This is a genomic window from Stieleria bergensis, assembly GCA_007745635.1.
Taxonomy (GTDB): domain Bacteria; phylum Planctomycetota; class Planctomycetia; order Pirellulales; family Pirellulaceae; genus Stieleria; species Stieleria bergensis.
Genome location: CP036272.1, coordinates 6,555,745 through 6,573,643 on the forward strand (window position 1 = coordinate 6,555,745; position 17,899 = coordinate 6,573,643).

At 54.6% G+C, this 17,899-nt stretch carries 22 protein-coding genes; 4 read left to right on the plus strand and 18 right to left on the minus strand.

The genetic code is table 11. The features are described from left to right. Positions 1 to 85: 85 nt before the first annotated feature. The 13 genes from SV7mr_RS22935 to SV7mr_RS22995 all read right to left on the minus strand — a co-directional run bounded on the left by SV7mr_RS22935 (position 86) and on the right by SV7mr_RS22995 (position 9,479). The gene (locus SV7mr_RS22935) at positions 86 to 493 is read right to left on the minus strand and encodes a hypothetical protein (protein ID WP_145277077.1); all 408 of its coding nucleotides are present in this window, start codon (positions 491 to 493) and stop codon (positions 86 to 88) included. 30 nt (positions 494 to 523) lie between these two features. Beyond that, positions 524 to 1,087 carry a hypothetical protein gene (locus tag SV7mr_RS22940; RefSeq protein WP_145277079.1) on the minus strand — a complete coding sequence of 188 codons (564 nt, stop codon included), beginning with the start codon at positions 1,085 to 1,087 and terminating at the stop codon, positions 524 to 526. Further along, the gene (locus SV7mr_RS22945) at positions 1,087 to 1,515 is read right to left on the minus strand and encodes a hypothetical protein (protein ID WP_145277081.1); all 429 of its coding nucleotides are present in this window, start codon (positions 1,513 to 1,515) and stop codon (positions 1,087 to 1,089) included. The genes SV7mr_RS22940 and SV7mr_RS22945 overlap by 1 nt, the downstream gene beginning before the upstream one ends. Continuing rightward, positions 1,512 to 1,895, minus strand: coding sequence for a hypothetical protein (locus SV7mr_RS22950; protein ID WP_145277083.1), 384 nt, complete (start codon positions 1,893 to 1,895; stop codon positions 1,512 to 1,514). Before SV7mr_RS22950 ends, SV7mr_RS22945 begins: the two co-directional genes overlap by 4 nt. Next, positions 1,892 to 2,233 carry a hypothetical protein gene (locus SV7mr_RS22955; protein ID WP_145277085.1) on the minus strand — a complete coding sequence of 114 codons (342 nt, stop codon included), beginning with the start codon at positions 2,231 to 2,233 and terminating at the stop codon, positions 1,892 to 1,894. The genes SV7mr_RS22950 and SV7mr_RS22955 overlap by 4 nt, the downstream gene beginning before the upstream one ends. 5 nt (positions 2,234 to 2,238) lie before the next feature. Next, the gene (locus SV7mr_RS22960; protein WP_145277087.1) at positions 2,239 to 3,219 is read right to left on the minus strand and encodes a hypothetical protein; all 981 of its coding nucleotides are present in this window, start codon (positions 3,217 to 3,219) and stop codon (positions 2,239 to 2,241) included. A gap of 61 nt (positions 3,220 to 3,280) precedes the next feature. Next, a complete protein-coding gene (locus SV7mr_RS22965) occupies positions 3,281 to 3,820 on the minus strand; it encodes a hypothetical protein (protein WP_419187809.1) in 540 nt (179 codons plus the stop codon). Between the two features lie 92 nt (positions 3,821 to 3,912). After that, positions 3,913 to 4,263: a DUF2190 family protein gene (locus tag SV7mr_RS22970; protein ID WP_145277091.1), complete on the minus strand. Its 351-nt coding sequence runs from the start codon at positions 4,261 to 4,263 to the stop codon at positions 3,913 to 3,915. A gap of 21 nt (positions 4,264 to 4,284) precedes the next feature. After that, positions 4,285 to 4,614 carry a DUF2190 family protein gene (locus SV7mr_RS22975; protein WP_145277093.1) on the minus strand — a complete coding sequence of 110 codons (330 nt, stop codon included), beginning with the start codon at positions 4,612 to 4,614 and terminating at the stop codon, positions 4,285 to 4,287. Between the two features lie 94 nt (positions 4,615 to 4,708). Then, positions 4,709 to 6,727, minus strand: a complete 2,019-nt coding sequence (locus SV7mr_RS22980) for a phage major capsid protein (protein ID WP_145277096.1) — start codon at positions 6,725 to 6,727, stop codon at positions 4,709 to 4,711. Between the two features lie 72 nt (positions 6,728 to 6,799). Further along, entirely contained in the window at positions 6,800 to 8,590 is a 1,791-nt protein-coding gene (locus SV7mr_RS22985; protein WP_145277098.1) for a recombinase family protein, read from the minus strand. Continuing rightward, the gene (locus SV7mr_RS25730; protein WP_419187810.1) at positions 8,587 to 9,033 is read right to left on the minus strand and encodes a DUF4314 domain-containing protein; all 447 of its coding nucleotides are present in this window, start codon (positions 9,031 to 9,033) and stop codon (positions 8,587 to 8,589) included. The genes SV7mr_RS22985 and SV7mr_RS25730 overlap by 4 nt, the downstream gene beginning before the upstream one ends. 86 nt (positions 9,034 to 9,119) lie before the next feature. Continuing rightward, positions 9,120 to 9,479 (minus strand): winged helix-turn-helix domain-containing protein, encoded by a 360-nt coding sequence (locus SV7mr_RS22995; RefSeq protein ID WP_145277100.1) that lies wholly within the window; start codon positions 9,477 to 9,479, stop codon positions 9,120 to 9,122. Positions 9,480 to 9,765: 286 nt separating this feature from the next. Between SV7mr_RS22995 and SV7mr_RS23000 the strand changes: the two genes are divergently transcribed. The 4 genes from SV7mr_RS23000 to SV7mr_RS23015 are packed head-to-tail and all read left to right on the plus strand — an operon-like array spanning position 9,766 to position 14,030. Further along, complete coding sequence (locus SV7mr_RS23000) at positions 9,766 to 11,055, plus strand: serine/threonine-protein kinase (RefSeq protein ID WP_419187811.1); 1,290 nt, start codon at positions 9,766 to 9,768, stop codon at positions 11,053 to 11,055. A 5-nt stretch (positions 11,056 to 11,060) separates the two neighbouring features. Then, positions 11,061 to 11,708 (plus strand): hypothetical protein, encoded by a 648-nt coding sequence (locus SV7mr_RS23005; RefSeq protein ID WP_145277104.1) that lies wholly within the window; start codon positions 11,061 to 11,063, stop codon positions 11,706 to 11,708. A 46-nt stretch (positions 11,709 to 11,754) separates the two neighbouring features. Further along, on the plus strand, positions 11,755 to 12,792 hold the full coding sequence (locus SV7mr_RS23010) for an AAA family ATPase (protein WP_419187812.1): 1,038 nt from the start codon (positions 11,755 to 11,757) through the stop codon (positions 12,790 to 12,792). Continuing rightward, positions 12,789 to 14,030 carry a hypothetical protein gene (locus tag SV7mr_RS23015; RefSeq protein WP_145277108.1) on the plus strand — a complete coding sequence of 414 codons (1,242 nt, stop codon included), beginning with the start codon at positions 12,789 to 12,791 and terminating at the stop codon, positions 14,028 to 14,030. The genes SV7mr_RS23010 and SV7mr_RS23015 overlap by 4 nt, the downstream gene beginning before the upstream one ends. Here SV7mr_RS23015 and SV7mr_RS23020 read toward each other — a convergent pair. From SV7mr_RS23020 to SV7mr_RS23040, 5 genes are all read right to left on the minus strand, one after another. Continuing rightward, positions 14,027 to 15,154 (minus strand): DNA-methyltransferase, encoded by a 1,128-nt coding sequence (locus tag SV7mr_RS23020; protein WP_145277110.1) that lies wholly within the window; start codon positions 15,152 to 15,154, stop codon positions 14,027 to 14,029. The two genes, SV7mr_RS23015 and SV7mr_RS23020, sit on opposite strands and share 4 nt — an antisense overlap. Before the next feature lie 374 nt (positions 15,155 to 15,528). Beyond that, a complete protein-coding gene (locus SV7mr_RS23025) occupies positions 15,529 to 16,134 on the minus strand; it encodes a thermonuclease family protein (protein WP_419187813.1) in 606 nt (201 codons plus the stop codon). A 101-nt stretch (positions 16,135 to 16,235) separates the two neighbouring features. Next, the gene (locus SV7mr_RS23030; protein WP_145277114.1) at positions 16,236 to 16,943 is read right to left on the minus strand and encodes a hypothetical protein; all 708 of its coding nucleotides are present in this window, start codon (positions 16,941 to 16,943) and stop codon (positions 16,236 to 16,238) included. After that, positions 16,921 to 17,655, minus strand: a complete 735-nt coding sequence (locus SV7mr_RS23035; RefSeq protein WP_145277116.1) for a hypothetical protein — start codon at positions 17,653 to 17,655, stop codon at positions 16,921 to 16,923. Before SV7mr_RS23035 ends, SV7mr_RS23030 begins: the two co-directional genes overlap by 23 nt. Beyond that, entirely contained in the window at positions 17,645 to 17,878 is a 234-nt protein-coding gene (locus SV7mr_RS23040; protein ID WP_145277118.1) for a hypothetical protein, read from the minus strand. The genes SV7mr_RS23035 and SV7mr_RS23040 overlap by 11 nt, the downstream gene beginning before the upstream one ends. Positions 17,879 to 17,899: the final 21 nt, after the last annotated feature.

The window sequence follows — 17,899 nt, forward strand, 5'->3', positions numbered from 1 at the left end:
ACCACCCGGCCTATCCGACGTCGCCCACGAGCTTCTTATCTCACTTGATGAGAACTATTCCTAAAACAGCCGCCTATCTTGAACTTTAGGGGGTACTGCCGATGTTCAAACCAGCACCGCTGGCGGCCTGAGTGGGTTTGAGAGTGACGTCCGCGGAAATGACTTCTTCGAGTTGCTGATTGATGGTGAAATTCATGACTTCACAAGTCAGTGTCAGCGTTCCGCCGGCATCGCTGATTGCAACATCGGTCGGATCGCCGGACATGAAAAGTCCTTGGAGCAATGCAAACGCTGTGTCGCCGTCTTTATTCAGAACAGTGAATTCGATAGACGCGTCTTTCAGCGTGCCGACTGTCGCTCGCCAGCCGTTGTTGTCGCGAGTTGACGCGTCGGCCTCCGCCTTCTCCAGCGTGACCGTCAGGTCTTTGCAATTCTTGATTTCGGCGCCGTCGATGGAAAGCGTGGCGTCGAGACCGAGTCGCACTTCTGGCATGAGTTGTAGTTTCCTTCCGTGGGAATGGCGTTACTTCACGCTGTCACGCCAGAACTTGGGCAGCCGACTTCGATTTGCATCGAGGGCCGGCCGCATGAATGGTCGCTTTGGGTAGCGTCTTGGCCTCGCAACCGATCGACGCTGGTTCTCTTCCTCAATCAATCGCGTGGCGCGACTCGCTTGAGCGGCCGTCAGTAACCTGATGCGAGCGAACTTGGCTGCATTGCCGAGCGTTTTGACACGGATTGGTCCATGTTCGCCAACTCGGAATCGATGTCGTTTCAGCTTGCGCCGACGCTTGGCGATCCCGCCAAACTCGTGCAAATTCCAAAGTCGTCCTGCGATCTCGTTGACCGGACCAACAACCACGTCGGGTTGCGATCGGTCGACCTCGTAACGAATCGAACGCTTGAGTCGGCCCGTTTGCGTATGGGGCGGACTGCCAGGGCTGGATGGTTTCTTTCGACGCCGGATCGACCGCTTCGCAGTCAGACGGATCGCACCTCCGGCATGACCAAGCGATCGAAAAGACGCCTGCTGGGCTTTCCTCTTGAGTTGCTCGGGCGTGAAGCGAACACGCGTGGTGATTCGCATCAGCGGGCCAATTCAAAAGTCAGCGTCAGCAGACTCGTGAACTGACGCTGTTGTTCCCAGTGCTCGACCGAATACAACACACTGTTTTGCACTTTGACACAGCGCGCTTGCGGAAAGTCTGTCAATCTTTTGAGACGAAACTCGTCGCCGACTTCCTCGACGAATTGAACGAGTGGATCGATCTCGCCTGCGTCGCCCTTCTTGAACTTTTTCTGTACCGCGACATCAATCATCGCGTGGACTTTGTTGCTGGCCCGATCGAGCGGCAACAAATCGATCTCGCGTGGGACCACCGTGACTCGCAGTTCTTTCAAATCCGAAAGATCAAAGTTGGGAATGTACAGTCGAGTCGCTTCAAACGTCTGACTTAGGCTCGCCGCGTTCAACTTGGCTGTAACCTTGTCGGCGATTTCCAGGATTGTGGTCATGCTTCCTCGGTATTAATCAACTTCGTGTGGATTCGCAGCTTGAGCCGAAACGGATCGCTATATCGCCAGGCCGGCTCGCCTCCGAGCGACATCACTTCGTAGGTAAACGTCGCGCCGTCCTCGGTTTCAAGGATCCAGTCGCCGCGTTTGGGCAACGAGCCGATGGGCGAGAGCAGTAGGTCGGCGGTATCGATCAGAAAGTCACGAACCTGACTGCGTGTCACAATGCCTTCGCCATCGTCTTGCTCGTAGAAAGAGCGACCGATGGTGGCCGGCAAATCGGCCTCCGCATCATCTCGTTGGTAGGTGACCAATCGCGACGCGTGCGTTTTCAGCTTCTCGGCCAACCAGGCTTGGCCATCGCGAAGCATGTCGGTCATGACTTACGCGTGGTCGTCTTACGTGTCGTGGTTTTTGCCGTCGTGGACTTTGCTGCGGCTGACTTGCGCGTCGTTGACTTCGTGGCTGGTTTGCTGTTCGACTTAAGCAAATCGGCAGCCTTTTCACCAAGCTCGTCACGCCAAGCTTCATCGGCGCGACGCTGGTATTCGTCGGCGATCGCCTCGGCCTCTTCAGTCAACTGTTGCTGACGAACGTTTGTGGGGCGAGACGGTGGCCCGAGCAACGGTGTACTTCCGTCTTGGTCACGTTTTCTTGCGGGCAGCAACGCGACGGCAACGAGGACCAGGACAACAACGGTTGCGATTCCAAGAATCATAGTTTTCACATGCCTCGTTTGATGAGAATGAATCCAAGCAGAATGATGGCGACGACGATCAACGCGAGCGTGGCCAGCTCACCGGCCCCCGCCCAAATCAACGCGTTGCGTCCGTCACTATCACGGTCGAAGAGTCGATCGCGTTCGGTGTCGCGATCAAACGGTCGCCAGCGGTCACTGGGTTCGACCGGGCAATACCCGTCGGGGCAGTCTTCAGAGGAAAGCTGCATGGTGGGCGAGATCGCGTCGTCCCAGGAATAGCCCCGTTCTCGAATGGCTCCCGTTTGTTGGGCTTCACGAGTTTGCTCGTACAGCCCGAAACTGTGTTGAAGATCGCTGTACAACTCAGCCGCAGTTTCAGGCAGCATCGTGTGCCCAGCAGCATGAACGTGTCCGCCGGTTGAGTCCTGGAACAAGACGACCGGAAACTGGCTAATTGGGACGATCTCTTGGTAGCGACTCCGATAGAGAGCGTTGCTGGACGTGTAGACCTGAAACTCGCAGCTCGATTTGAATTTGATCAGCTTGGGATCTTTATTGAACCAATCAAGCAATCGCTTGCTCTTGGCATCACTGCCGACGAATAGCGCTAGTTGGTAACGCTTCTTCTCGGACTTGGGCGTCGCGATCGGTTTGGTCGGCGTGACAACAATCGGCACCGAAGGCGTTGCAGGCTGGACAGTGACCGTTGGAACAGAATACGAAGGCTGAACCACCGTCGGCTGGCACGGGTTGCAACGCCGCCTGAAGATCTGTTGCTTCATTTCCGCTTGGGCTGGCAAGTTCACCGTTGGCGGAATCTCCAGCTTCTCTATGCGACCGACTTCGGGAGTGACCGGCGGAGATGACGGCAATGACCAATCCACCTGCTTTTGAGCCGCAGGTCGTTGATGCAATGCTGTGAACACGCCGCCCAATAGAACAGCGTGAATCACCGCGACGACGATCAGGCCGACACTGAGCTTGATCCGAATTTCATCCTTCACTTTTCACATTGCTCCATGCAGGGATTGTGGCGAGAAAGTTGTTGCTTCGACGACTTCGCACTCAGCGCGAACCGTCAACAACCTCGTAACTTCGATAAGGCAGAGAACTGGCGGGGTCTTCCAAGACCGTGAGAGCGAATCCGCCGTAGCCGGCCCAAAGACGCACGAACTGCTCTCTTGGTGTCAGTTCAAATCGGCCGGGATAGTTGTTGTCGAGGATCGCTGCATATTGACGTCCCTCTCGTTCGACCCATCCGACGAAGGTGCAGCAATGGGCGGGCTTCCACCACAGGATCGCACCGCGACGCGTGGCAGTTGCCCAATCCAGAAAACGCGGGTCGGCTTTGATCGTGTAGCTGTAGTCGATGCCGGCCGCATCCAGGCGACTTCGCAATCGCGTGTCCCACTCGCCGTCGCTGTAGGTCGCTCGCCAACGTTCGCCAAGCTCATATTCGTTCAACCAACGCAGGTGATTGACTAGTGACGCGTGAACACAGCTGCCTTGATTGAGTCGGCCAGTCCAATTGCATTGATGCAACTCGCGAGGAAGGTTCGCAATTGGTTGTTCGGGCGGCGGTGCCGGCAGTCGTCGTACTTGCACGTCAGCCTCGGGGAGGCAGCCTGTGCATGCAATCAGCGCGAGCCCGCAAAGTAGAATTCGTGCATCCATGCGGTGCGGTTTCATGAATCGCCTTACTGAAGGAGTCGAACCAGAACGTTGGGAGTACTTGGCGGTGCATCCTCGACTGAGATGCCAATCATTGAATGCTGGTACTGGTTTTTGATGACGTGATGACTGATCTCGGACCAGTAAAGAATCGTGCCGGCGGGAACATTCGTGGTTGGATCTTTCACCAGGCAGAAAATCCCGCTGACCGAGATGCTCCCGCGAGCACCTGCGTAGATGCCAAACTTGGCGACGCCCACCAATTTGTTCAGAACCACCACGTCGCCCGGTGCGATGTCGACATCCGGGACGAATGGGATGGTGTCACCTTCATGAACGAAGGTGGCCCCAGCGGGAACGATGATGGCGTTGCTCACGTGGCTTCATCACTTGGTTGATCACTGACTGAGACGCGCACGGACGAACTCATCGGTCGCCGCGACATCTGCGACGACCTTGCCGAGATACACGGTGTTGGTATCGATCAGGGTGATGATGCCGTCGTTCGTGGCGTAGACCTTCTGACCGGCGGAGTACTCGTCTTCGCTCGCCATGGCTTTCGGGAAATCGAAAACACCCTCCACCGCGATGGAGCCGAGCACGTCCGCTTTGAGATCGCGTTTGGTGATGCCGACCAAGTCGCCTTGGATGACGATCGAACCAACCGGCACATCGACGTCAGGCGTGAAGTCGACGTGCTTTCCGTCGTGAATGAATTGAGCTTGCATAAGAGGCTTGAGGCTCGAGGCCTGAGGCTTGAGGAAGAAGAAGGAAATGGTGCGGTTTGGACCTCAGGCCTTACGCCTTAGGTCTCACGCCTACTTATTCGCCGGTGACCTTCACGGCCGCGCGGTGATCTTGCGAGTTCACACCGAAGTCGATGTAGGAGCGGAAGCCCATGCCCAGCGTGTTCGGCGGCATCTCGACTCGTTCGATGACCGGAGTGCGGCGGCCGTTGAGGAACACAATCTCGAACGCCGGCAGCACGCTGGGATTCGCGAACAGATACCAGGCGGCCGCAGACGCACCCTGGTAATATGGATCCGACAAGTGCGGCATGCTGATGATGCGGTATTTGTTGCGGTGCGGATTGTCGACCGGAATCTTGGTCGGTGAGCCTTGGGCGTCGATCATCAACTGCGCCGAACCCATAAGCAACTCGGCTTCCGTTTCCAGCTCGACCGGAACAACCAAGAATTCTGGCCGGATGTTGATCGGCTTCTGATCCTTAGCCTTCGATCCTGGCCCAGCTTTTTGTTTGCGGAAAGTGGTCTTAGCAACCGTCAGACTGTCCGGCCCAAACTTGGTGTCGGCACCGGATAATAAGTTGGAGTTGCCGGCAGAGAAGAAGCCCGAATTCTTGAGCAGCAGCGTGAAGAACAAATCATCGATCGACTCAGCACCGGAACGCCCCATCTGTCGCGGGATGTCCATGAAAGCGTTGAGGTCATCGTTGATGATGTCATGCCGGGTCAGCGTCAGGATCTGACCGTACGTGTCAGCCTTGTTCGTGTACTTCTGCTCCGACAGTTTTCCGTGCTTGAGTTCACCGTCGGGAGCAACTTGCTCGAATCCACCGGTTCCGAGCAGACGGTACCGCGATACCTCTTTGAAATCGCTGACGGTTCCAACGCTGCAGAGATCAAACGCCGCGATGGGCTGGTTTTGATAGGCGGCCAACAACGTCTTGTTCATGACGTTTTCCATGATGCTCGGCAGGCTCATGGACGAGAAACCGGCGCGGATGGTCTCCGTTCCGTCGCCGAAGACACGCGGGACATCGATGCCTTCGCTGCGCGCGCACTCGGCCACGAGTTCCTTCAATCCGATATGCCGAAGCGGATGTGCCGCTTCGAGGGTGCGTTCGCCATAGCTGGCAACCAGCGCTTTCTCGTCGATTCCGACCGACAAGCAAGCTGCGGCTTCGAGGACCTCACGGTTGTATCGCGGTGAGTGTTGCGATTGGTCGGGTGCTTTGGGGCGTTCGCTTCGCAACACGGCAAGTTCCGTTTTGGTGATGGACCAGCCTTGCTCGATCGCGTCGGCCTCGATGGCTGGATGCTTGTCGCCGCACAGTTTTCGAATGCCGGCGATGCGGCGTGATTCAGCGGCGGCCTCGGCACGCATTTGATCTACAGCCGAGTGGAATTGCGGTTTGGCTTTCGGCTTCGTGCTCATGTCGAGACTCGCGTTGACAGGTTCGAGGTCGTCGGTGGATTCTTCGTCGCCGGTTTCCGAAACGTCCTCATCGGCTTGTCCGGCTGCGACGCGAGCTTCGGTGTTGTCGTCAGCACCGAGCGCGACAAAGGAAACCTCACCCAGCGTAGATTTGCGGGCGATGTAAAGCGGACCGGTGTGATCGCGTCCATTGGCTTTGGCGGTTTTGCCTTCCGGGATGAAGACCACTTTGTCGGCACTGGCTCCGAGCGAAGCCTGCCAGGGGAATCCGTTCTCGCTCGTGGCGATCACTTCCTGAGCCGTCGTACCGACTCCGGAAATGACGCCGGCGACTTCCAGGGAACGCTCGCTGATCTTGATGTCGTCGGTGTGGCCGACAATCGATCCACGGTCATGGTCTTTGAGGATTGGTCGCGACTTGCGGGTCACTCGCAAACCTGCCAGGTCGACGACGACCGGGTACGGCCAACCGCCGAGTCGCATCGCTCCGCCGGTGTAAGCGACCATCGAAAACTTCCGCAGCGCCGGTTTGTCATCGCCTTCGACCGGCGGATCGGCCGCGGCCAGTGTGATCGTCGCGGCGTCATCGCAGACGATGCGTAGCGAACTGGGGACGGATTCGGCTTCGGCTTCAAGCGGTTTGGGGTTCAGCGTCTTCGGCATGGTCTTCCGTGACTTCGGGTTCGGATGAAGAATCAATTTCGTCGGACTCGATCGTCAGACCGAGGTCACGCATCAGGGCGATCTCTTTCGCACGTTGTTTGAGTTCCGTCTCCCAGTCACGCCCCTGCCGCGCAAATTCGATAGCCAGAGTAGTCGTATGACTGGCGAGACGGATCTTCTGGGCATTGGCTTCTTTCGCGGGATCGACGGAGTCGCCGTTAGTGCGAAAGGATGGTGCGGTTCGACCTCCGCTCGTTCGATGGCGCGGTAGCGGCGTCCGCTGTGGTTCCAATACAACGTCACGGTCTTGTAGATGCGTCGGAAGGCTTCGCGGGCCAGCACGCTTTCGTTTCCGGCGAGATGTTCTTCGAGGTGATGTAGCTCTTCGATCAACGCGTCCGCATCGACCTCGGGCTCGCTGGCGGGCTGGGTTTGGCTGGATAGCTGCTTTTCGATTTGCACTCGGTCATCCTTCCAACCCGAAAGAACGCGTTTGAGGTCCGGCATGTCTTCCGCGTCGACCAACAGCAGGTTTTGTTTGCCCTTGGCGATCTGGGATTCAAGTGCATCGAGGCGATGTTGTAACGCGGCGATTTCGCTTGGCCGATCGTTGGCCTTGCGGGTTATGACCTTCGTGATCGCTTTGCGAAGTGCCCGTTGGCCTTTGGGCGAAAGCCAGATGTCGCGAAAATGCTCGATCAACGTCGCTTCGATAATCCCCGTCCGAATCGAATAGTTGTTGCACGTTCCCGAAACCCGCGAGCGTTTGCATTTGTAGTACTGGTATTGGCCCTTGCCCTGGCTCGCGCCCGTCATGATCGAACCGCAATGCCCGCAACGCAGGATGCCCGAGAGCAAGTACTTCCGAAACCGGCCGCCCGAAACCTTTGACCGCGCCTTCAATTTTTCTTGCACGGTTGCGAACGTCGCGTCGTCAATTATCGCTTCGTGGTTGTTCGGGACCAGGATCGGAGCGAAGCCGTCTACGTCGCCCCGTGTCGTCTTCGATTCGACTAGTTCGCCGTCCGCACCCACACCGTGGTACAAGCCCGCAGTGCGGCGACCATAGGCCAGCGTGCCGATGTAAACCGGATGGCGAAGCAGGTTTTTGATGTGCGAGAAATCCCATTCGCCTCCGCTCGGCGAGGGCACCTTCCGTTTGTTCATATCGACGGCGAGCCAGCGGGCGCTCCGGTCCTCGGTTGCAAACGTTCGGAACATCCAACGCAGCGTTTCGACCTCGCCACGCGTTTCTTCCAATACCAGTTTCGCCGACCATGCTCGTGGTTTGCGAAACCGCACGCCGCGTTCGATACGGCACATCTCTTTGCCGTTCTCATCGAAGTAGACGCGGTCGTAGCCGTAGGGCGTCGGCATGCCCATCACGTTGCCGTTCTTGGCGTAGTGGATCATGCCTCGCAGAGCGTTTCGCGATAGGTCGACCAAGTAGCGGTGTTTGCCCTCCTGCGTGATCTGGTAGATCATGCGACCGGCGAAGTCTTCCCAATTAATGCGTCCTTGGACGACGCAAATCAATTCAACGCCCGCTCGGCGTAGCGGCGAAATCCATTCACCGGCTTCAAGCGAATCGAAGCGGCCGAACCGGTCTTGGTCCCAGCAAAGGATCGCACCGAAGTCGGCGCGGTCCGTCGCGTCCGAAATCATTTGCAGGAATTGTTTTCGCTGGCGGGTCTTCGCTCCGCTGATGGCGTCGTCCTGATACCAGCGAATGATATGGAAGCCATATTTGTCGGCCAGCTTGATCACCTCGGCACGTTGCTGCTCGGGGCTTTCCTCTTGCTTGTCCGTCGACATGCGGATGTAGCCAACGGCCGGTTTCGTTCGCGTTTTGCGTTTGGTCATTGTTGGCCCTCCATCGCTTCGCCCGTTTCGATTTCGATCTCGTCGGGCGGGATCGAAAGCATGAGCGACCGGCCGCTATCCCAATCGACATCGACTTGCGTCCAACCGTCGTGCGGATGGATATCGACGACCGTTCCGCGTTGGCCAACCGGAACGGGATCAGGATCGTCGGCCATGCGGACCAACCGAATCCGATCGCCTGCCTTCAATTGCAAAACCGCATCTTCACGAAGCATGCGTTGGTGAAATTGCAAAAGGTTGATCTCCGCGTTTGTGGCCAAACGAACGGTTCGCATCTCGATAGGAATGTCTCGGCCGTGCTTGGCCCGCAGGTCGGCGTACAACGCGTGTAGGGCGTCTCGGCCCAACGACGCGGCTTCGGTTTCGTCGGCCGCGTCGACTAGGACGTAGCGGGCGAGCGTGGCAACGTAGAACGTCTTCATGGTTTGGTCCTCTTGGTAGGTGCGAAATCAAGAAACCGCGAAGGGCGAAACCTTCACGGTGGTGGTCAGCGTTTCGGGCGGTTCGCTTACGCGTTGGTGAACCGACCGGGCGCTGCCTTCTTGAATCGGGCGTCGGTGCCCTTTCGCAGGTCGCGGAGGATTGCGGCGTACAAGGTCGCGTCGGGCGTCTTGCCGCCTGGGGAAGTCCAAAGCTTTGCCTTGGCCATCGCTTCGACCATTTCTTTGCATGAAAGCGGTTTGCGGCTTTTCTTCAAAATCGCCAAGGCCGCGTCGATCTGGCTGAGCTTTTTCTTGGCGTTCGTTTTCGTAGCGGTAGGCTTCTTCGCCGTGGTCGCCTTCGTCGTTTTGGCGGGCTGCTTTTTGGTTGCCGAATTCTTCTTGGCGGCAGCGGTCTTGGTAGCGGTGGTGGTTTTCTTCGTAGCCATGTTTGTGTTCCCGTAGTTGGGGTTTCGAGGTTCCGCGTTGGCCACCGTGGCCAACGGGACCACACAGTTACCTCTGTCTCGGAAACACATCCAGCGCTTTTCCGGAGCTATTCCAAGAACTTTTTCGTGTGCCGGAAAACGCGACGAAACTGGCCACCTGTCGGCAAGTGCACCGTATGCGATACAATTCAACGCAATAGAAAATGACGCATCCCAAAAACTCCCAGCAAGAATTGACGCTGGTTCACTACCGACCAATCGTTCATGTCCGATGGAACGGCCCTTGATGGAAACTTACAACGACAAACAGAAACTCGGGGACGGCGGTTGTGCCGACGTTATTCGCTGCGAGAGAAGTTCCGACGGAAAGGAGTTTGCGAAGAAAATCCTGTTCAGTCATCTAGGCGACAAGTTGGTTCGAAGATTCAAGCAAGAGGTTCGCATTCAACAAAATCTCGTGCACCCGAACATTATCCCAGTGCTTGATTCGCAGTTGGACTCGCCTCCTTATTGGTACGTGATGCCGCTCTACAGAACGTCGCTCCGAGACGTTATGAATGACGTGATTGGAAACGACGAACGAATTGATAAGGTATTCGTAGCTGTACTCAACGCCATCGACTATGCGCACAGTCAAGGCGTTATCCATCGTGACCTAAAGCCTCACAATGTTCTTCTGAATGATTTCGACGACGTTGTAGTGACGGACTTTGGAATTGGCAAAGTCATGGACGTCGAAGGAGATCGTTTCACAGCAACGGGCCAGTTCATGGGCTCTTCACTTTATGCGTCGCCGGAGCAATGTACTGACGCGAAGAACGTCGACCATCGTTCTGACATCTATAATTTGGGACGAATGCTTTACGAGATGCACACCGAACGACTTACCTCGTCAGTCCAAAGCTTAGATCGCTTGCCCAAGGATGTCGCGATCATTGTCGAACGAAGCACAGAGAACCGCATCTCCCGTCGCTACCAGACGGTTAGCGACCTCATCGATGCTTGGCGGAGTCGCACGCAAGGAAGAACGAGTGAAGCTAATTCATCGGAACTGAGTCGCATCCTAGAAGAGCTTTCCGATGGACCAATCAATACAAACAACTTGAAAACGCTAGATCGATTGCTCACGCCAGATACGATAGATCAAGATTTGCGTAGGGAAGTAATGCTAAAACTGAGCGTCGATGCACTCGCTGGATGGAATCAGATCAATCCTGAAAACTCCGGCGAAGTTATCGGGGCATTCGTCAGAGACACGACCTCGCAAAATTGGGGTGCTGCTCATTTGGATGCTGTTACTACTCGTTGCTCTAACCTTTTCATTGCGTCACAGAATGCAAGGACACGCGCGGACCTGATCTACTGCATACTCTTTTTAGGTATTGTCCGAAAGAAGTATGCCGCAATTGAAAATGCCAGCCAGCTTCTTCAGGTCGTATCGCGACCTGAAGATATAGAAGCAATCATTGCTAAGCTCTCCGCTGGCAATCCGATTATTGTCAAGGAGCTTCCAACTTGGATGAGCACCGAGGACCTACACTCAAGGCTAGCAACCTTTTTCACAACACGAGACTGAATCCGATGCCATCAGATCGACATACTAGACGCCGCGACATCGCTTCTCGCTTAAACAAAATGCTTTCAGAGTACGGACTTGAGAATGCAGTTAGCGGCGGAAAGTTCGATGACTTGCGGCAAACGATTAATAGCGAGACCGGCTTCTGGAGCCATTCGTCAATGAACTCTAAGCCTTCGCGACTATTGGTGCATCTGGAAACGACATCCAACGGAGTGTCTGCTGTAATTCCTGAGGAGAATAGCAATGGAAACTTTTCTTATGCGAACACCGCCCATCGTTCAGTTGGCGGCCTATGTGTTCGTATCGCCCCCGTCATTCATTTAGGATACCGACGATTTGAGTATTTTGAAGAATGGGAATGGTTGCTTTGGTTCATCTTTCCGTCAGCCCTTAAAAACGGAAGCAGCGGTCAAGTGTTTGATGGCCTAAACCCAAGAACTGGAGAATTCAATTATTTGGGCGAAGTTCAACCCTACATCGAAGCCGGCTTAGTTGCGATCGGAGAATTTGACAGGCCCTTCACTCACGATTCAGCGACCGAGAAGATCGAAATAAGTTACGACCAAGCAACTGCTGCAATACAAGAATTGATTCAAGTCAATCCTGTCCGTCAGCTTTCCAATGAAGAAAGCGAGGCGGCAAATGGCTAGTCCTGTAAAAACATACCGAGGCAACCGGGCATCGGATGTCGATGCAATGTTTAACGAAATTGCTCGTTCGCTTGACGCGCGTAGCGAAGACGAATCGAACGAGAGCACAAATCGAGGGCTCCTCGAAGACAAGCAAGTCGTCGAACCTCTTTCCGAACTCATTGGAATCGACCCTAGTGTGTATAGGCAGATCAATGCTGCTCTAAAGGCAGGAAGTCGACACATCATGTTTTACGGTCCACCGGGGACGGGCAAGACAACGATTGCGCAGCGAGTCGCAGGTGAGATATCCGAACAATGGAAGCTCATTACAGGTTCGTCCGATTTCACCTCACAGGACGTTCTTGGAGGCTACATACCACTTGCCGACGGAAAGCTAAAGTTCTTCCCTGGAGTGCTGCTTGAGAACTTCGACAGACCATTGATTTTTGACGAGCTTAATCGATGTGACATTGACAAAGTCATTGGCCCGCTTTTCTCGGTTCTCAGCGGACAAAGCACTGTTCTACCGTATCTTTCAGACCCGAACGATCCGGAATCAAGCCGAGTTGAGATTCGCCCCAAAGGCACATCGAATCCACCTGCTAGTTACTCGCCGTCAAGCAAGTGGATGATCATCGCAACGATCAATTCGATAGACAAAGCTTCGCTGTATCAAATGTCTTACGCTTTAACACGACGCTTCGCCTGGATATATGTGGCTGAGCCGAGCGATGCCGATGCGTTTTTAAGAGAGTATTTGTCGCGTGACTTAGCCTCAGAAATTCCAGCGACATCGCGGTCTCCACTTGCGGAGGTCTGGTCCGCTATCAACGACGTGCGACCAATCGGAGCAGCACCAATCATCGATGTTATCAGGTACGTACTTGGTGAAGTTGACGGTTTTGATTTCTTCGCTCCAACAGATGAGGAAGGCTTGTCGATGCCTTTGCTAGATGCACTTAGCGTTTACGTATTTCCAATGCTCGATGGAATACTAAGAGACGAATCTGATTCGTTGCGGGATAAAATCGCAGATGCGCTGAAGCTTTCTCAAGACGCACGAATGCTATTGAGTTCACGCCTAATTCAATTGTCAATATGATGGTGGTGGAACCTGCACTGGATGAGCATATTGTCCGTATGCTTATCCGCTATTTTCGACAAGGCAACGGCGTTCGGTTTGGCCAAAGTGATTCGTTAATCTCCGAGGACCTGGAGTACCTTCGAATCCAATGGGCAATTTCAGGCGAGTTGGAAAACCTAGTAAACCACTTGCTGCACAACAGACACGAAGCCCAAGCGTCCCAGGAGTTTGACCTGCAATGTAGCTCAGGTTTTGTGCGCGGACGGCTTTTGACCAATGCGACGGTGATCGAAAGACGCGTATCTGGAGACCGGAGTAGGAGCGTCTACTATGAACCCAAGAAGAGCTTTGCCGAAGGTCCCAACCATGTTCTTGGTTGGGTAATTCAAATGAGTCGACACGTATTGAGACGCTACAAAAATTTGCTAGATCAATCAAAAGGATACAACGCGAGGGTTTCAGCTATTTCGGACAGGCTCGAGTCATGCGCTAGACTGAGTGGCATTGGCGAAGCGATCGAGCAGACGAACGTACGAAGTCGACCTTCAAAGAAAGCAGTGGTTCAAGCAGGGAAGTCTCGACGCATGCTCTACCGGAGGGCATATGACGCATTTCTACTGCTCTGCAAAATCGAGTCGGGAGACGAGCAAACAGTCATGCGTCTGCTAAACCACTCACTAGTTGGCCCATTGGAAGAGTGGCAGAAGTTCGAGCTTCTTCTCGCACTACGAATGGCGGAGACGCTTTCCAAGACACTCAAAACAAAACTTACATTGCATCCAATTGAATATGGTTCCAGCCGGCCAATCGCCTCGTTTGGAGATTGCGATGTCTACTGGCAAAGCCGTTCACCACTTCAAAGTTTCCCAGAGCCCGAACCAAGCGAAAGGATTGTCAACGAGATACTTATGCATTTCAAGATCGGTGTTGGATCTGACCGACCCGATGTTGTAGTTGTTGACCGCGTAAAGCAATCTGTTCTAGCTCTTGGAGAAGCGAAGTTTTTTGGAGGTGTAGGTTCGTGGACGGAAGGAGTACGCGCTGCGGTTGAGCAACTTGTTCGCTACTCTAGGCTCTACTCGCATTGCAACGAGCAAGGTGCCTTGCTGCGAAAATCCATTATCGCCGTTAGCAATCTTCCAGGTGACGCGATGGCTAGCGTTGATTGCTCGCAAACGCCTGTACCGCTCTCGCTGCTAGATCTGCAAAACGACAATATGCTGAAATGGGCAGAACGATTCTCGACAGAAGACTAATCTTTCTTTTTGGTCGCTTTCTTTTTCGCCGTCTTCTTCTTGGCCTTCGGTGCGTCATCCTTGCAGGCAGCTTTCTTCGGCCGAGTTCGCCCACCATCGGATGGTAGTGGTTCGCCAGCAGTTCCGTTCCAAAGACAGGCGGAGCTACTCACCGAATACGATGCTCTGCTCGTGCTTTTTGAGTCCTCGTCAACCGCTGGTCCCTCAAACCTACCTTTCCCACCTGCTAAGTACTCTTCGACCAACTCGCCGCACATCCAATTTCGTCTTAGCCTCTCAGACACCTCACCGGTAATGCAACTTCCGCCGAAGGGGTCGATAACCAGGTCGCCTGGGTCGGTAAGCATCCTAATGAAATATTCTGGAAGTTCAGCCGGGTATCTCGCCGGGTGCAATGGAAGATCGTTGTCTTTGCAGTAGCGAAGGTAATGTGAATTACTGTCTGTGTTCGGAAAGGGGAGTAAGTTGGGAGGGATCGATGCGCCGTTGTTAATATTGAACTTTTCGCTTATGTCGTGCCCGCTCGGGCGTTTTTTTGCCGTGTATCCATTCTTTAGTAGTCCTTTCATCGAGTCGCTATATGGAGTCAGCACTCGCCTGTTGCTTGCTTTCGGCCATGGTGTTGGAGAAAGCCACCATACGCAGTTGATTGCGTCTTTCACTCGAACACGACGCACCGTTACCCACTCCGCTGGAGTCGGAAGTTTTGCAGGGTTCCACCAGAAAAAGTCTTGTGCAAGATGGAAACCAAACTCTTCACAAAGCATGATCAATAACTTGTAGTGGTAGAGACTTCGCGTCGGTTGCCCTGGGATCCATGCGCCACCAATGTCGATCACCAATGATCCACTCGGTTTCAGAACTCGTTTGAACGCATCGCCAAATGGTCGGAACCAATCTAGGTAGTCATCCGCATCCGCATTGCCATAAGTTTTCTTCCTAACCAATCCGAACGGCGGAGAGGTCATGATTAGGTCAACGGACTCTTCCTCGACATGCTCGCGAAGCATGACCTTGGAATCACCGTGATACGCTGCGCCGAACTTCGTTGTGAAGGACAACCGAACTGAGTCGCTTGACCCTGGCAAGTCAGCCGGCTTCTTTTTTGTCGCTTTCTTTTTCATGTGGTATTCCTGCGGTCTCGCCTTTTTTCAGTCATTCGTTGTTGTCGACAACTGAGTTCGAATTGCGTTGCGTTTTGTTGGTACTGAAATCCAGACCATTCTGTTTTTCGAGGAACTCCTTCATTAAACGCACCAGTAACGTGCTTTTCTTGAAACCGTTCTCCCTGCAGAATCCGTCAAATCGATCGAATTCATCATCTGTTAACAGAACCGTTATTTTCCGTTGTGTCCCGGACACGTTTGGTCTCCCGAGCTTTCGTTCAAAAACAAAATACCGCACTTGTGCGTACTTGTAAAGACAAGTACGCACTCGCGATAGTGGGGGTACCAATATCCTGGGGCACTAAAATTGAAGGCGGTAACGCTATTTCGAGCTAATGGCCAGAGCCAATCCGATCTCGTTCCGCTTTTGGTCGCCTTCGCCAATCCCATGGTGCGACGGGATTCTGATCAGACCAGATTGCAAGTTTGGAAGTTCGAGCCTTATCTTCCGCTGCTGCGAGCAACTTGTCTTTTGAGTACTGCTTGTAGTGCCATGCGACACCGAGTTGAACTAACTTCAGAGCTATCCGCTCATCCGCTACATAGATTTCCGCAACAACTCGGCCGTAGCGATCCGTTCCTGTCTTTTCGTACTGCACGGTGTCCAGTCGCAAGAGTCCTATCAGCGTTGTCTTCGAAACATTTGAAAACGGCTGCCCCCGTTCAGGCGCGTCGATGCCGTTGATCCGAATTCGTGTCTTCGCAAACTCTGGTGACAACACTTCAATTGTATCGCCATCGATTACGCGGAGTAACTTCGCCTCTACTCGTTCTTCTTTCTGCTCGCTTGTCAGCGATCTGCCGGACAAATCGAGTTGCGAGTTCTCCTGCGCCCTCAAGAGCCCGCTGAAGAATCCTATTGCTAACACGAAAACCACATGGACCAAGACAGATTTAGCACTCAATCGTCTAAACACTTGCATTTCTTCGATGAACAAGAAACTCATTGAAAAGCGACCGCGGGAATGGTCGAGAACAGTGCGGAGTTTCACTTTGATTGGCTGTCATGTCAACAAAGGCGGAAATGCAAATCAGGGAGCTACGGTTCGAGCAAGCGGTCTTCGATTTCCGATAAGCGTTCTTGCAACACGCTGACGGTGTTCTCGGCGGGCTCGTATTTGGCTCGCAGGTCGGCAAGGATGGCTTCGTGAGTTTCGGCTTGCTCTTTGTAGCGGTTCGCTTCGTTCGTGAACGGTGTCGCCTTCGCCTTCTCTCGGTCTTGGCGAGCCCAGCTTTCGCGTTTGTCCATTTCCTCGGCGAGGGACGCTCGCGTGTGGTCGGCCGCGCTGAGTTCTTCGACAACCGAATCGTATTCGGCGACGAGTTCGCGGTCCTCGCAGGTGTTGCGTAGTTCCATGCGGGCCTGGGACGCTCGCTTGCGGATCGTGTTGATCTCCGTTCGCCGGATGTAAAGCGGCGACATTTCTGCTTCGTGCTTTGCCGTCAACGCTTCGAGGGTTTGCTCAGCAGTGTCGATCTGCTTGGCGAGTTTGGCCGCTTCGCTTTCGAGCGGCGCGATCGCGTCGTACTCGTCACGCAGGCTTCGACGGCGGGCCAGTAGTTCGGCGTCGTGTCGTAGCTCGTCGAGCGTCCGTTCGTTGTCGGCCAGCACAGTGGCGATCTTGTCGGCGTCCGGTTCTTTGCCGTCGCAAATGCTGGCGACCAATCGCCGGTAGTCGGACCACTTGGTGATGCGTCGCTGGCGTTGGCGGTTGGTGATCGTTTCAAGTAGTGATGTCAAATTCATTGTGGCTCCTTTGCCTTTCGGGGTGGGCGTTGATCCAAGAACGTTTGTCGGCCTCGTAGATGGCCTTGAAACCGGGTGAGACGGGTTGCGAACAGATCTGCCGAAACGACGCGGCGCACAACGTGTCCGCTTCAGGCTTGATCGCTTGCGCGTACTTGGCGGCCGGCGACATGCCGAACCGCTCGGGGCTGTAGACTTCGTCCGCTCGGATGTCGTAGCCGAGACCGGCCGCACGATGGCGCAGGTGGTACGCGATCCGCATGAACCGAGATTCATGCGTCGTCCATGGTGGGGTCGAACCGTCGCCATCTTCGTCGCGAGAAACGGCGTCGGCGATTCGGATGGCTTCGGCGCGGATGTACTGCTGGTTGTACGGACGCGGTTGGAACAGCGACGGGCGTTCGAGGATGTGGGCCAGTTCGTGCAGCGTGGTGCCGAGCATTTTGTTGTACGTTCGCTCGGGGAAGTCTCGCTCGATATTCAGATTGCCCAGCACTATCACTGGCCCACGAATGCCTTCCCAATCGGAAAAGCAGTGATGCAGGTGCATGTCGAGGCTCGGCGACGTGTAGCCATAGCAAACCGTGTGTCGGCCGAGCATCGGTGGCAGGTTGGTTTGCGGCACGACCCAGAGCGGCGAACCGGATAGCTCAGCGGGCGCGACGCGGTAGCAAAGGTCTTTGGCATCGGCGATAAGGCGGTCAATGTCCATCGGTTTCTTTCTCCGTGATGATGGGTTCGCCAGCGCGAACCTTGGCTTCGATTTGTTTAAGCCATCGCCATTCCCAAAGGGGGACCATGACGACGGATCGGTCGCGGTATCGCTGGATCACGACCGGTCGTTCGGTTTCGGCAACGTGCTGGTAATAGAACCCAAGTGAATCACGCACATGCGTGATCGGAACGGCAAAGTTTTCGAGATCGTCTTCGTCCATGAATTGGCCCACCGTTCGGAC

Excerpts from the sequence above, each read along its gene's own strand:
- SV7mr_RS22955 (WP_145277085.1), bottom strand. The coding sequence starts at position 2,233 with ATGATTCTTGGAATCGCAACCGTTGTTGTCCTGGTCCTCGTTGCCGTC.
- SV7mr_RS23000 (WP_419187811.1), top strand. The coding sequence starts at position 9,766 with ATGGAAACTTACAACGACAAACAGAAACTCGGGGACGGCGGTTGTGCC.
- SV7mr_RS22975 (WP_145277093.1), bottom strand. The coding sequence starts at position 4,614 with ATGCAAGCTCAATTCATTCACGACGGAAAGCACGTCGACTTCACGCCT.
- SV7mr_RS22940 (WP_145277079.1), bottom strand. The coding sequence starts at position 1,087 with ATGCGAATCACCACGCGTGTTCGCTTCACGCCCGAGCAACTCAAGAGG.
- SV7mr_RS23040 (WP_145277118.1), bottom strand. The coding sequence starts at position 17,878 with ATGGACGAAGACGATCTCGAAAACTTTGCCGTTCCGATCACGCATGTG.
- SV7mr_RS22935 (WP_145277077.1), bottom strand. The coding sequence starts at position 493 with ATGCCAGAAGTGCGACTCGGTCTCGACGCCACGCTTTCCATCGACGGC.
- SV7mr_RS22945 (WP_145277081.1), bottom strand. The coding sequence starts at position 1,515 with ATGACCACAATCCTGGAAATCGCCGACAAGGTTACAGCCAAGTTGAAC.
- SV7mr_RS23030 (WP_145277114.1), bottom strand. The coding sequence starts at position 16,943 with ATGAATTTGACATCACTACTTGAAACGATCACCAACCGCCAACGCCAG.
- SV7mr_RS23005 (WP_145277104.1), top strand. The coding sequence starts at position 11,061 with ATGCCATCAGATCGACATACTAGACGCCGCGACATCGCTTCTCGCTTA.
- SV7mr_RS23010 (WP_419187812.1), top strand. The coding sequence starts at position 11,755 with ATGTTTAACGAAATTGCTCGTTCGCTTGACGCGCGTAGCGAAGACGAA.
- SV7mr_RS23020 (WP_145277110.1), bottom strand. The coding sequence starts at position 15,154 with ATGAAAAAGAAAGCGACAAAAAAGAAGCCGGCTGACTTGCCAGGGTCA.
- SV7mr_RS22995 (WP_145277100.1), bottom strand. The coding sequence starts at position 9,479 with ATGGCTACGAAGAAAACCACCACCGCTACCAAGACCGCTGCCGCCAAG.
- SV7mr_RS22980 (WP_145277096.1), bottom strand. The coding sequence starts at position 6,727 with ATGCCGAAGACGCTGAACCCCAAACCGCTTGAAGCCGAAGCCGAATCC.
- SV7mr_RS22950 (WP_145277083.1), bottom strand. The coding sequence starts at position 1,895 with ATGACCGACATGCTTCGCGATGGCCAAGCCTGGTTGGCCGAGAAGCTG.
- SV7mr_RS23015 (WP_145277108.1), top strand. The coding sequence starts at position 12,789 with ATGATGGTGGTGGAACCTGCACTGGATGAGCATATTGTCCGTATGCTT.
- SV7mr_RS25730 (WP_419187810.1), bottom strand. The coding sequence starts at position 9,033 with ATGAAGACGTTCTACGTTGCCACGCTCGCCCGCTACGTCCTAGTCGAC.
- SV7mr_RS23035 (WP_145277116.1), bottom strand. The coding sequence starts at position 17,655 with ATGGACATTGACCGCCTTATCGCCGATGCCAAAGACCTTTGCTACCGC.
- SV7mr_RS22985 (WP_145277098.1), bottom strand. The coding sequence starts at position 8,590 with ATGACCAAACGCAAAACGCGAACGAAACCGGCCGTTGGCTACATCCGC.